Consider the following 13,938-nt stretch of genomic DNA (forward strand, 5'->3'; position numbering starts at 1 on the left):
TTTCGCGGATCATGTTGTACGGCAACGGCCCGCGTAGTCGCTCAAGTCGGCGGAGGTATCGGTAGTCCTGCCGGATTTGTGCCGCCTGCCAGAGTCCGCTGGCGCAGCAAGCCTGGCTGCTTGGCCCGGCCAGGGAATCTGAAGGGACCGGCCAGCGAGCACGCCACCATCGACTCGGTTGGCCGGGATGCTTTTGGATTGGACGTAGTCGGGACCGGCCTTGATGCCGTCTTGTCACAGTCCGAGGAGCGCTCGAATGCAGGCGCGTTGTGGCGCGCTGAACTCATCGAAGATGCCATCAGCGGAGGCGGGCGGCAGGCTGTCCGCAGGCGTGATTGACACCTCCGGGAGCGAGTCCAGTGGGGTCTCTCGCATCACGTCGTTTAGCAACAGGATGATTCGGGGGAGAAGTAGCTCCAACACCGTCCCCGGATCTACGCGCAGTTCGGTTCCGCGGTACGGCTGCACTGACCACTGCTCCCGGCCGCCCATCCGTTCGATGGCGTCGACGATCTCGGTCTGACGGTTACGGGGCAGGCTCATTAACGCGATCGGGCTGCGTCCGGGCCGCTGTAGGCCTCCACCCAGCATCGCATCGGCATGCAGCGAGTTCCGCAGATGCCTCAGTACCAGGAGTGCGTCATTGTGAGCCGTGCCGTCAGTAGTAACAGCCGCCAGTGCCGGGGAGACCCGCTTCACGCGATCACGCCACTGCTTGGCCTGCCAGCTCGCGTATTTTTCCTCTCCGCTTATCTGAAGTACTCGGTGCGTCGTTGCTGCGGAGGCGTCAGCGGCAGCCAGAAGTAGGGTCAGAGCGGCCTCGAAGGCTTCGATCGCGTCGTCGCCGCGGACGTCGCGAACCGGCTGGTTCAGGTGACGGTGCATGGCATCGCGGCACTTCAGCACTTGAACCAGCCGCTCCAGCACCGACAACGCGACGTCGAGCAAAGAGTCGTCCGCGCGAGCCTTGCCGGCCTGGGCGCACCCCGTTACCCACCGCCATGCCTGCGGGACGAGCTCGCGTACCCCGACCCAGTAGAACGACGACCTGCTCATCGCCGGAGTCAGTCCACCGTCAGGGTCGAACCAGTACCGGAAGTCGCCTTGGGCCCGTAGATACAGCCCGAGTAGCGCCAGGCTTTCACCGACATCGCAGATCGTCACACCACGGATCCGGTCGCGGCACGCCAGCAGATGAGGACGGCTCGTGATGAACACGTCCGGATGAAGGCTGATCGCCACTGCCGCTGCGATACCGTCCCGCTGCCGCGCCTCCACTCCCTCAAGGCTTCGGGAGGCCGACGTCGTCAGGTCAGCGATCCATGCTGCGGTCTCCGGCTCGTATCCGGTAAAGCCGGCCCGGCTGCCCGCCGAGTACACGAATCCACCTCGGTCACCGGGGATGCCCTCGGACAGCGAGATCCAACCCTCCGCGATTCCCTCGGCCGGTGCCTGGAGCCGGCGAGCATCTGGCGGCGGGCCGGCGTCGCTGTACCTGGACGACTGCAGAAACGGATGCCGCAGCATCCCGGCCAGCAGCCGCTGCGGCGCCCACGGATCAGCAGTGCCATCAGCGATCGAGTCCATGTCGGCCAGCACGCGAATCTTCCGATACGCGTGCCGCGGCTCGAACGGAGACCGGGGCGACCGAGCCGGGTCCGGCGGCCACTCCGCCTCCCACATGCTCCCCGACCCGTCCAGCGACAAACGCGGAATCATGACAACCCACCACCACGATCGAATATCAACCCACCCGTCTGCGGGCACAACAACAGTTCGGCCCGACCAACGGATCCCAGCCCATAGCCGGAGGGCACCCTACCGCCCCGGAACGCTCGCGCACCTGCGGGTTTCCGCCTGCTGCGGAACGATCCCAAACCGCTACCCACGCGACGAACATTGATCACTGCACCGGTAGCCTGCACCGCCCAACCAGCCCACCGGGAGGCAGCAACTCCATCGTGGATGCGGCAGAAGGGTCGATCCGCCGAAGTGGTGTGTGGCGCCGGCTACGGCGAACGTTTGACCTGGTGGACCAACTCGTGCAACGGCCACCGGCAGCGCGAATGGGACACCCGGGACGGCACCGCCGAGCTCGCGAACCCGAAACTCCGGTCCGGCCCGTACTCCCGGACTGGCTGCTCGATCATCGGCGACAGGCCGAGCAGACCCTAGTTAGCGCTGTGGCGACGTCAAGGCCATACCTGCTTGGCGTGTCGACGCGGCGGACGGAGAAGCCAGTCGAGCAGCTCGGCGTCAAAGAGGAGAACGTCTTCCTGGAGTCGCCGTAACGGAAGTACTCGGCCCAGCCGCGCAGGATAGGGTTGATCCTCTGTACCACCTCGGACAGGGACATCGAGGTGGTTCCTCGCCCGGTCCATTGCTTGATCTTATGCATGACGGCTGCGAGGGCGTCGTTCGCGGGCCAGGTCAGTACCACCAGTCGGCCGTTCCACTGCTTGCGCTGGATGCGGAAACCAAGGAAGTTGAACCCGGTGTCGATGTGGGTGATCAGGGTCTTTCGCCCGAGAGAGTCATTTTCAAGTCTCGGCCAGCGATCGCGATACGGGCCAAGCTGAACGGCGTCGGGCTCCGGTCCAGGTTGGATCTATGGGAATCTCGTGTAGGAATCCGCCGATCGGTCTTCGGCGGACGACGCATGGTGGACGCAGTTGGATGATCGGACTCAGGTCCGCCAATAGGGACATTGCTTCCGGTCTGGTGCATGGTTAGTGTCACTCGCATTGGAGTCTATTGATCAACTAGGTGGATCGGATGGCGGTGCGCTCGCGACAATTCGGGTCCCTCCGTTCTTTGCGGAGATCCGGATGTGCGGTTCTCACTGCTGTGTTGATGGCGAGCGGTCTTGTCGGCGTGGTCACCGTCTGGGCGAGACACGCCCGGTCGCCCGTACTCGAGGTGCTCAGCGGACGAGCGTGGTTGTTCAGCATGCGGCCTGGCATGGTGAGTGAGATCAACGGATTGTCCGGCCAGGCGGAAGCTTCGGTGAAGGTTCCCTTTGAGACATACGAGCCGTCCTTCCATGTCTTTCAGGACGATGCCGAGATCTTGATCGCCGAGCGGCGGGGTGGCTACTTCTCGGTCGTCGATGCCACTTACCACGAGGCGACCCCGGTCCGGCGGATCGATGACTGGCCATCCGGCGCGACGCTCGTGCGTGGTTACGGGCAGACCTATGTGGTCGACACCGCGAAACAGGCGGTCTTTCACCTCGACAGTACCGTGCTCACCCGGCGCGGCCGGCCAGCGAGAGTCAACGGGGCAACAGACAGTGCGGTCATCGCCGAGGACGGCACTCTGTGGGTAGCGGCACAAAGCCGAGGAGTCGTCGTACCGGTCCGCTCCGGCGTCGCCGGGACGGCGGTTGCCGTGGCCCGCCCCGGCGAGCGCCTTTCTCTAGTGTCGGTCGACGGCAGGCCGATGATCGTCAACTGGACCGTGGGCGAGATCACCGGAGTGTCCGGCGAACCTCGCCTCAGTTTCCCGGTGGACGGCTTCACGAGAAGCCGTACGGTGTCCGCAGCCGTCTTCGGTGATCAACTTGTGTTGGCCGCGCCCGATTCGCCGCGTCTGGTGCTGCTCGACCTCACCGTCGGCGCATCCTCGCTCATCGACCTCGGGGTGAAGGGCGACTACGGTTCACCGGTCCTTGCCGAAGGGCGTCTCTACGTCCCGGACCGGTCGCGGGGGGTAGTGCTGGTGCGTGACCTGCGCCCTGGCAGCCTGCCCGATCAGGTTTCGGTGAGCGGCCGGGCCGCGCCTCTGGAGGCCTTCGTCAAGGGCGAGGTTGTCTGGGTCAACGATCCCAGTGGCCCCGACGCGGTGGCGATCTACCAGGGAGTATCCCGAAGGATTAAGAAGTACCGGACGAGTCCGACCGGCGCGGTGGAGACACCTTCCTCCACACCGCCGCCCAGTGTCGCGCCGCCCAAAACTGCGACCACGGCATCACCGTCGACTCGTCCGTCAACCAGCGTGCCGCCCAGCGGTGCGGCGACGCCATCGGCGAGCCGATCTCCGACGTCACCCGGCTCTGGCCCCAGCCCCTCACCCGGGCAGGGAAACATCCCGGTTCCTACGCGCCTCGGCCTGCTGACGGGCCCGTACTTTCCGGCGCCTTACACCGAGCATGAGATGTCCTTCAGCGCCAACAGCAAGCTGTTCGCCCTGGACGGAATAATCTACGGCCTCGCCGCTTCTGGGACTCCGCAGAAACTTCACGAGGTGAAGGCGTCCTGGCCCACCTGCAACGGGGCGACCAAGGCGATCGCCTTCGACCCGGCGGGTGAATACCTGGTGATCGCCGGGCAGGAGAATCAGGGGTGCCTGCTCTCCGCGGACGGACAGAGGCTGCAGGCGCCGCTGATCGGGCCCGAGCCGGCTCAGGGATACAAGTGGCCGTCAGGCGCGGTGGCGTACAGCCCCAAGAAGATCGTCGCCGGCGATTTCTCCTTCAACCGGCTGGCCGCCGAGATCCCCGTACGTCTCTGGGATGTCAGCGATCCGGAAACACCCGTGATCGTCGCGACCGTGGGCGAGGGCAGGGCTCCCCACAGCCTCACCTTCAGCCACAACGGCAACCTCCTGCTGAACGACCTGACATTGTGGGATGTCAGCGACCCCAAGGCGCCCAACTCGCTGGCGACGCTGAATCCGGTCGACGACGACCTCGGACGCAGGGCCAGCTTCACCGATGACGGCGAGTACCTGGCCGCCGGAGGCCGGCTCTGGAGCCTTCGGGTACCGGGCCGGCCCACCGCCGTCCGGATGCCGGGGATCCGCGGACACGTGCTGGCGGTCAATCCGGCAGGGACGCTGCTCGTCGTCGTCGACGCGAGCTACGACGAGAACAACATCCAGCTGTGGGATATCCGGGATCAGGTGAAGCCGGTGCTCGTGCAACGGCTCAAGGCCGACTGGCCCTTCCCCGATGACGGCATCGCACAGGTGATCTTCAGCCCGAACGGGAGGGTTCTTGCGGTGATGGGTGGTCGCTCCACAATCCGTCTGTGGCAGATCCGCTCTTGACGCACGGTCACGACATGACTATCGACAGCTCGAGGGGCCGTAGATGCGCGAAGCCTTTCAGGACCAGGTCAACCCGTCGGCGTTCGCGGCGTCGTTCCGTTCGGTGGTGGAGAACATCGAGCGTGTCATCGTCGGTAAGACCGAGGTCATCGAATTGGCCGCCGTCTGTCTCTTCGCTCAAGGACACCTGCTGATCGAGGATGTACCGGGAGTCGGCAAGACGGCCATGGCGCGCTGCATCGCGCATTCGATCGCCTCCGACTGGAAACGTATTCAGTTCACGCCCGATCTGCTGCCTTCGGACATCACCGGCGTCACGTGGTACAACCAGCGAACCGGAGACTTCACCTTCCGCCCCGGCCCGATCTTCGCCAACATCGTCCTCTGCGACGAGGTCAACCGGGCCTCGCCCAAGACACAGAGCGCGCTCCTGGAGGTCATGGAGGAACGTCAGGTCACCGAGGAGGGCCACCCACGGCTGGTTCCCCGGCCGTTCATGGTGGTGGCCACCCAGAACCCGCTGGACATGGATGGGACCTTCCCGCTGCCCGAGGCGCAACTCGACCGCTTCCTTCTCCGCCTCGGAGTCGGCTATCCCGACGAGACCGCTGAGATGTCGATCCTGCAACGCGAACTCGACGGCCGGTTCGACGAGGATCTCTCGCCGGTGCTGCACAGCGCAGACGTGCTCCGCATGGCGCAGACCGCCCGGCGAGTGTCCGTCGCGGAGTCGGTGAAGAGGTACGTCGTCCACATCACGGCCCGCACTCGCCGGATGCCTGAGCTACGCCTGGGCGTGAGCCCACGCGGCGGCATCGCTCTGATGAAGGCCGCCCAGGTCTGGGCGGCCGCGAACGAGCGTACCTTCGTCACCGCCGACGACATCCGGCACATGGCGGTACCGGTTCTCTCCCACCGCGTCCGGTTGTCAGCGGACCTCGAATTGCAGGCCACGGTTTCCACCGACACGGTGATCGAGAACGTACTGCTGTCGGTCGACGCTCCCCGGGACCGGGAACGCTGACAGTGCTGACGGTGCGTGGATGCGGGCTCCTGGCCGGCGTGGCCGCCCTTGTCGCTTTGATCATGCTGCTCGGCTACCGGGAACTTGCTGTCCCGGCCGTGGCAGCGGCTGCGGCGATCATCTCTGGTGCGGCGACGATCTGGCGCCGGCCGCGTGTTGAGATCACTCGGCGTGTGGTGCCGGTCCGGGTGCACCGGGGCGGCGAGGCCCATGCCGAGATCGAGGTCCGGGCCGTTGGCCGACGCTGCCCGGCCTTCCAGGTGCGCTTCGAGGTCGGCCGGACGCCGGTACGTGCCGATGTCCCGGCCCTGGGCAGGAAGAGCCGATACGTCACCGCGGTCGGGTTGCCGACCGCACAGCGTGGGGTGCATGTGGTCGGTGCCGTGACGATCCACCAGGAAGACCGCTTCGGGCTGTGGCGGCGGGACACGACGATCTCGGTTGCCCCGGAGACGCTTCGGGTGATGCCGGCCGTCGTCCTGGCGCCGGTGCCACCCGCAACGACCGCCGCCGCCGCGGAAGGGCCCACCAGGGAGAATTCACCCGAAGGCGGCAACACGTTCCACGCGCTGCGCGAGTACGTACCAGGCGATGATCTCCGCTACGTCCACTGGCGGGCCAGCGCCCGCAGTGCCGCGGGGCTGCGGGTTCGCCGATACGTAGATCCCGTCCCCTTGACCGTCACCGTGCTCCTCGATCTGTACCGGGGCGCCTACGCGTCGCCCGCCGACGCGGAAACCGCCATCGAGGTGGCCGCATCTGTGCTGATGGCGGCGGTCCAGCACCGCCGGGAGGCTCTCCTGCTGACCACCACCGCGACACCGGCGCCGGGTGGATCCAGCCTGCCGGGATCCGGTGGCTTCCTGGACCTGCTCACCGTGGCACGGCTGCATGACGATCCTCGGCGCATCCAGGCTCCCGGCCTGATTCAGGGACCGCGTGCCGGCCACTCCGGGCTGGTCACGGTGCTCACCGGGACCAGGGAAGCCCCACCGGAGGTGCTGACCGGTCTCATCGCCCGCTATCAGCGGGCGGTCGTGCTGCGCCTGAAATCCGGCCCGGCGGGGGAGAGAGCCGAGATCCCCTCGTGGCCGAGCTCCACACGCATGACGGTGGCCGATGCGGCCAGCGTTCCCGACGCGCTGAGGCTATGGGCCCGGGCCCTGTCGGCCGGACGGCAGGACAGACGGTGAGCCGGGCCGGGGCACTCTGCCGGAGAGACCTCGCCGGCCGGTTTCTGGCGATGGCCGCGACCGCGAGCGCAGCTGCGGTGATCCCACGTGCCTTCGACGGCCCGGCTGCGTACGCCTGGGCCGCAGCCGGACTGCTGCCGCCCTTTCTGGTGTCCGCGTGGCAGAGCCGGTCACGCAGCCTTCCACTGCTGTCGTCGGTGACGGCAGCCCTCGGGCTGTTCACCGCCGTCGGTGCGGTGCTCGTCTGGGCATCGCCGGCCAGAAACTCCGCAGACCTCGTCAGAGGCCTCGTGGACGGAGTGATCCCCCTGCTGAACAGGGCCCTGCCGCTGCCCGCCGACCCGAACTCGCTGATCGTCCCCGCCGTACTCGTCTTCGTCGCCGCGGTGGCCAGCGCCGAGTCCTCCAGCCGTGGTGATGGCCCGCTGATCCCGCTGATTCCCGCGCTGGTCCTCTTGACAGCCGGGATCGCGTTGACGGCTCCGCTGCCCGGCACCAATGTGGCGTACGCCAGCCTGTTCACCCTAGCTGCGGCGGCCTTCATCGCACACCGTCGAACCGGAAGACCCGTACCGCAGACGACCGCCGGCGTCGGGCGAAGCCGGACCAGCACATCCCTGTTCCAGCGCATTGCCACGCCGTTCGTGGTGCTCATCCTCGCTGGCACCGGGCTCGCGGTCGAGTCGCTTCCGTGGCCCGGAACCCGGGTTCGTTACGACCCTCGCGACGACCTTCGGCACGAACTCGATGCGGAGGTCCAGACGGATCCGCTGTCCCTGGTGGCGAAATGGCTCGCGGAGCCGGACCGGACGCTGTTCCGGGCGCGCCAGAGCCAGGCGGTTCCGTGGCAGAACTGGCGGCTGATCGCGCTGGATGACTTCGACGGCCGCGACTGGGGACTCAACCGCCGCTTCCTGCCGACAGGCAGGCACATCCCCGGCCAACCGGGCCGACCCGGCACGGTCAGCGAGCAAACCATCGAGATAGCGGATCTGGACGGTGTACTCCTTCCCTCGGCAGAACGGCCGGTCGAGGTCGACGGCGTGGATCTCGCTGTCGACACGGAAACCGCCACGCTGCTCAGTACCGAACCGGTCACGGGTGAGCTGAGCTACACCGTCCGCTCCGTCCGGCCGGTTTCTCCTGCCCCTGCTGACACCGCGAAACTCACCCCCGCCACCGACGCGCCAGCCGCAAGTCTCACCTCCCCGGCGGCTGTTCCGGCCGTACTCGAGCGGCTGGCCGAACAAGCCGGCACTGCCGGAAACCCCTACGAACGCGCCCGACGGCTGCAGCAGAACCTACGCACCAACTGGGAATACAACCCGAAGGCAACCTCGGGCCACTCGCTCGGCAGCGTCCGGACCTTTCTTGAGACGCCCCGGGCGCAAGGCACCTCAGTGGTCTTCGCGACGACCTTCGCACTCGCCGCCCGGCGATTGGGGATGCCTAGCCGCATCGTCGTCGGTTTCACCCCCGGCACCTCCGCTGTGGCAGGTACCGAGCATGAGATCCGGTCGGGCGACGTAGTCGTCTGGCCCGAGATCAAATTCGCAGGCGCCGGATGGCTGCCGTTCTACCCGACCCCGCAGACCTCGAGTTTGAAAGAAGCGCCGGGACTCGGCGAGACGGCACCGCCCGACGCCGGAACGCCTCCACCCGAGACGGGCAACGACGAACATGCGGCGGGGCCTGACGCTCCCACCGACGGTCTCGCCCTGCCGGAGATCCAGGTCGCCGAGCTAGACCGCGACCTGCGAAGGCTCTGGACAGGCATGACGGCGGCGGTCGTGGTGTTGCTGGTGGCCTACCTCGCTCTGTCCGCCTCCGGCCCAGCCCGGCTACGCCGGCGCCGGCGCAAGGCCCCCGACCCTCGTCGCCGCGTCCTGGGCGCATGGCACGACACGATCGACGAACTGTGCAGCTCGGGCGTGACGATCCCCCGATCGGCGACCCCCAATCAGATCAACGAACTCGGTGGTACGGCACTACGACGCGAACAGAAGTCCGGTCTGTCCACCCTGACCGCCCTGGCTACCCTCGCCCTGTTCGCCGAGGCACAGCCGTCCGAGACCGATGCCGACCGCGCCTGGGCCAAGTCCGATGAACTCCGCTCGACCATCCGGCAGCGAATGAGCCGGGCCGTGCGGATACGCCGCATGTTGGTGCCGGCGAAAGCCGCATCGGTGCGGTCGTCCAGGAGAGGAGCCAGCGGTGGGCGTCTCTAGACTTGGGCTCAGCTCGCCCGGAAGCAGAGTTCTGCTGATCGGCGCGGGACAGTACGAACCGGATTCCGGGCTTCCCCAGGTTCCCGCGGTGCCAGCCACCCTAGATGATCTTGGAAATGCCCTGGTCCAACACGGCGGACTCGACCGGCGGAACCTGACCATCGTGCAGGACCCGATAGGCAACGAAAGCCTCGGCACCCTCATCGCGCAGACGGCGGGCGCCGCCACCGACGTTCTGCTGGTCTACTACGTCGGTCACGGCATTCTCTGGGACCGCCAGCTCTACCTTGCCACGAGCCGGACCAGGGCCGGTGAGCAGAGCGCACTGTGGTCGACGTCGATACCGTACGAGAACCTCCGGCGAGCCGTCGACAACAGCCCGGCGACCACCTCGGTAATCATCCTGGACGCCTGTTACTCCGGGAACGCCGTCAACACCCTCAGCGGGCAGGGCCTGGATGCCGAGGTCGTTCTCGCGTTGCGCGGCTCCTACGTGCTGACCTCGTCGTCATGGTCAGAGCAGTCATTGGCACTGCCTGGTGAGCGCTACACGGTCTTCAGCGGCGAACTGATCAAGCTGCTCAACGACGGCGATCCGGGTGCGCCCCATGAGCTTCGTATGCAGGACGTCTACCGGTCGCTCACTCGTTCGCTGATGACCATGACGATGCCGAAGCCGATGAACCATGGCAAAGGGAGCGGGTCCGACTTTCTTCTCGCCTACAATCCGGCGCGGCGTCCGGAGCCCGGGCGGATTCGTGACGTCAGCGAACCCGAACCGGCTCGTGGCTCGAGTGCCGGCGACATCTGCCCGTACCCGGGTCTGCGGTCTTTTGATATGACGACCGCGCAATGGTTTCATGGTCGTTCCGGCCTCACCCTAGAGTTGATCAACCGGCTTCTCGATCGTGACGGTGAAGGAATCCCGCTCGCGGTGATCGGCCCGTCCGGCGCCGGCAAGTCGTCCCTGTTGCACGCCGGCCTCCTGACCGAACTCGCCGATGGCCACCACCTGGCGGAGACCCGGACCTGGCGCCGAATTCTGATCACGCCTTCCAGCGAACCGTTCGCTCGACTCGCGTCCGCCCTCGCAGACCTGTCCGGACGGCCGGTTCCCGTGGTGGAGCGATCACTCACCACCCATACCGACGGTATCGTCCAGGAACTGAGCTTCATCGGCCGTCAGGCCGCGAAGCCTGTAGCCGATCGGGTTCTCATCGTGGTCGATCAGTTCGAGGAACTGTTCACCCAGGGAGCGCCGGCCAAGGTGCGACTTGCCTTCATCGATGCCCTGATCGCGGCGACCCGGCCGGGATCCCCGAATCGTGCCGTCGTGGTCATCTCGGTTCGCGCGGACTTCTTCGCCCGATGTGCTGAGGTCCCGGCACTCCTGCCGGTCCTGGAAGCACAACCGCTTCTCGTCGGTCCTATGAGCCCGAACGAACTCCGCGACGCCATTGTGAAACCCGCGCAACAGGTCGGAGCGGAGGTCGCCCCCGGACTTGTCGAACTGTTGCTCCGAGATCTCGGTGTGGACGAAACGATCACCGGCCGGCACTCCGTAAGCACCTGCGATCCCGGTGCGCTTCCGCTGCTCGCCCACGCACTGCGGGCCACCTGGCAGCACCGGCATCACGACGTGCTGACCGCCCCGGCATACATACGTTCCGGCGGCATCACCAACGCCATCAAGGTCACTGCGGAGGACGCCTTTACCAAACTGTCAGTCGATGACCAGGATGTGGCCCGGCGCCTGCTGCTCCGGTTGACGGTTCTCGGGGAGGAATCCGCCGACACCCGTCGCCGGCTCACCTGGGAACGTCTCGCACAGCAGGTCGCCAGCGCCGAAACCGTCAGTCGCGTGGTCGGCGCACTGGCCAAAGCGAGACTGGTCGTCACCGCCGAGCACACCGTGGAGATCACCCACGAGGCGATCCTGCGGGCCTGGCCGAGGCTGCAGAACTGGATCACCTCGGACCGAGCATGGCTACTTCTCCAACAGCAGATAATCACAGCCGCGCAGAGCTGGGACGAGGACGGCCGGACCGATGCGGGCCTGCTGCGCGGCAACCGGCTGGCGAACGCCACAGAACAGTTCGATCAGCGGCCGGAGGCCGAGCTCACCCCGATCGCCCGGGAGTTCCTCAACGCCTCCATCGCCGCTGACATCGCGATTCGGAAGGCCGAACAGCGGCAGCGGCGCCGTCACCGGGCCACCACCGCGGCGCTCGCTGTGCTCTCCGCCGTGCTGGTCGCGGTGATCGCTGTGGTCATGTTGCAGGGCAGGACCATCCGTGAGAGCGGGCGCCGGACGACGGCCAACGAGATCGCCGCGCACGCCGACAAGCTTCGTAACGTACAACCGCATCTTGCCCAGCAGTTGGCGGTTATCGCATACCGGACCGAGTCCACACCGGCGACCAGAGCGTCCATCTTCAACGACTCCTGGGATCCCCGATTCCTGGATCTGCAAGTTCCGGGTACCTTCGCTGCCTATCTCGAATCGACCGGAGCCCTCGCCGTGGCCAGCGCGACGGATGCCGCCCTGTGGCAGCCGTCCACCGGGAAACTGCTGGCCCGGCTACCCGTACGGACCGATGTCAGGGCCGGTGAAGTCATCAACCGGATAGAAGTGGCCGGCCCGAACATTCTTGCGGTGCGATACGGCTCCCACCTGGGGCCATACACCGACTTCTGGGACGTACGCGATACCGCCCGCCCCGGACTGTTGTCGCGTGCGGACAATCGCAGCAGCCCAGTGGGCGTGCCGCTGGCGTCCCCGTCCCGGTCCCTTGACGAAGCGGCGGTCACCTACTACGACGGAATCGGCCAGTGGGACATCACCGACCCCGAACACCCAGTAGGGCCCTACGCTCTCCAACTGCCGGGCGATGGCGTCCTGGACCGGATCGTCGTCGACCGTACCGGTGAACTCGCACTTCTCACCGAACCTGAGGAGAGCGAGGACGGCGGCACGGTGGTGAGCCTGTGGAACATCCGGGATCCCGGTGCGCCCCGACGGATCGCCACCGTGGCCCGGCAGGTCACCGACTACCCGGTGCTGGCCTTCAGCCCGGACGGTTCCCGCGTGGCGATAGGGCTGAAGGAACCAAGCGGATCGCTTGTTGTCCGCCTGGTGGATGTGACGGTGCCGGAACAACCCGCTGAACTCTCTCCGATCCACCCCGGAGGGTCCAACGACCAGGTGGTAAACCCGAAGGTGGTGTTCAGTTCGGATGCCAGCCGAATCGCGATTGCGATGGGCATCGTGAGCCTGTGGGACATCACCGAAAGCGCACAGCCGCGCCGCCTCGCCGAATTCCCGTCCCACGCCGAGCAGATGGCATTCGGGCCCGACCTCACCACGTTGGTCGCCGCCGGCGGACTGGTACGGATCTGGCGACTCGACTCCTTCCGGGGTGCCGCCGAGACGGCACGGGTGCCGACAGGACCGAAACCCGTGCGCGATGTCCGCTTGGCGCCCGGCCATCAGGCAACGATCGTGTCGGGCTCGGCCCTGGTCCGGGCATACGACACCCGGGATCCGCACCGTCCCGTACCTGGCATGAGCATCCCGGCCACTGCTGTCCTGGCCGCGAACGCGGACAGCGTGTTGGTGACGGCCAAGAACGGCGGCCTGCGACGGGTCACTCTGAGCCGTACCGCTGAGGCGGGGGTAACACTGACTCTTCCGAAGCCAGCCGCTGTAGAAGCGACGGCCCCGGTAGCGGCTTACGTGTCCCCGGACGGGAAGACCGTTCGCGCGGTGTATCCGGGAACGACGGCGCACTTGGCGGAATGGCGTGCAGGCACGACATCACCGCCCCGCGTGATTGCTCTGAAGGCGGACGGACACGTCCAAGGAGCACACTTCAACCCGGACGGCAGCCAGCTCGCGCTGCTCGGCGATACCGGCGTCCACCTGGTCGAGATCGGGCCGGACGGGACAGCCGGCCCGCCGCTACAACTGCAGAAGTCGCCGAGCCCGACGGCACTCGGTTTCAGCGGCGCCGACACCCCGTACCTGGCCGTCGGTGGCGAAGATTCCACCGTTCGGCTGTGGGACGTGCGCGAGCCCGGCACCGTGGAGGCGATCGGTGTCCTGCTACGGTCCGGTGCTCGAGTAACCGCCGTTGCGGTGAGCCCCGACGGCCGCGTCATCGCGGTCGGGACGGCCGGCGGCTCCCTCCAACTTTGGGATGTCGAGAATCCGGCCACTCCGGCACGGTTGACAACTATCGATCAACAGGGTGCCGGCGTGGCCGGTGTCTCGTTCAGCACGGATGGATTCCTTGCCGCCGGGTTCACCGACGGCACGCTGGTGCTCTTCGACGCCGACCCGGAGCGGGTGGCGGAGCGGATCTGTCAGTCCGTCGTGGAGGACTTGACCGAGGAACAGTGGGATCAGTACATCGTCGGGAGGCCGTACAAGGCGCCGTGCTGA

General features: G+C 66.7%; 7 protein-coding genes and 1 pseudogene. 6 read left to right on the forward strand and 2 right to left on the reverse strand.

Features of this window, described 5'->3' with window-relative positions:
• Positions 1–234 precede the first annotated feature (234 nt).
• Positions 235–1,599: a hypothetical protein gene (locus tag WH85_RS31370; RefSeq protein WP_157411321.1), complete on the reverse strand. Its 1,365-nt coding sequence runs from the start codon at positions 1,597–1,599 to the stop codon at positions 235–237.
• 300 nt (positions 1,600–1,899) lie between these two features.
• On the opposite strand from WH85_RS31370, the pseudogene WH85_RS53300 reads away from it, so the two are divergent.
• Positions 1,900–2,258, forward strand: a pseudogene (locus WH85_RS53300) (transposase); the annotation flags it as partial.
• Here the strand turns inward: WH85_RS53300 and WH85_RS54015 are convergent.
• Entirely contained in the window at positions 2,147–2,398 is a 252-nt protein-coding gene (locus tag WH85_RS54015) for a group II intron maturase-specific domain-containing protein (protein ID WP_211275509.1), read from the reverse strand. The pseudogene WH85_RS53300 and the gene WH85_RS54015 overlap by 112 nt on opposite strands.
• Before the next feature lie 563 nt (positions 2,399–2,961).
• On the opposite strand from WH85_RS54015, the gene WH85_RS50870 reads away from it, so the two are divergent.
• The 5 genes from WH85_RS50870 to WH85_RS31400 are packed head-to-tail and all read left to right on the forward strand — an operon-like array spanning position 2,962 to position 13,938.
• Positions 2,962–5,049 carry a WD40 repeat domain-containing protein gene (locus tag WH85_RS50870; protein ID WP_157411322.1) on the forward strand — a complete coding sequence of 696 codons (2,088 nt, stop codon included), beginning with the start codon at positions 2,962–2,964 and terminating at the stop codon, positions 5,047–5,049.
• A 43-nt stretch (positions 5,050–5,092) separates the two neighbouring features.
• Entirely contained in the window at positions 5,093–6,073 is a 981-nt protein-coding gene (locus tag WH85_RS31385; protein WP_045745674.1) for an AAA family ATPase, read from the forward strand.
• Between the two features lie 11 nt (positions 6,074–6,084).
• Entirely contained in the window at positions 6,085–7,266 is a 1,182-nt protein-coding gene (locus WH85_RS47585) for a DUF58 domain-containing protein (protein ID WP_157411323.1), read from the forward strand.
• Positions 7,267–7,316: 50 nt separating this feature from the next.
• Positions 7,317–9,494: a transglutaminase TgpA family protein gene (locus WH85_RS31395; protein ID WP_169792506.1), complete on the forward strand. Its 2,178-nt coding sequence runs from the start codon at positions 7,317–7,319 to the stop codon at positions 9,492–9,494.
• Positions 9,481–13,938 carry a caspase, EACC1-associated type gene (locus WH85_RS31400; protein WP_157411324.1) on the forward strand — a complete coding sequence of 1,486 codons (4,458 nt, stop codon included), beginning with the start codon at positions 9,481–9,483 and terminating at the stop codon, positions 13,936–13,938. The genes WH85_RS31395 and WH85_RS31400 overlap by 14 nt, the downstream gene beginning before the upstream one ends.

The sequence above is a fragment of the Actinoplanes rectilineatus genome (assembly GCF_000962825.1).
Lineage (GTDB): Bacteria > Actinomycetota > Actinomycetes > Mycobacteriales > Micromonosporaceae > Actinoplanes > Actinoplanes rectilineatus.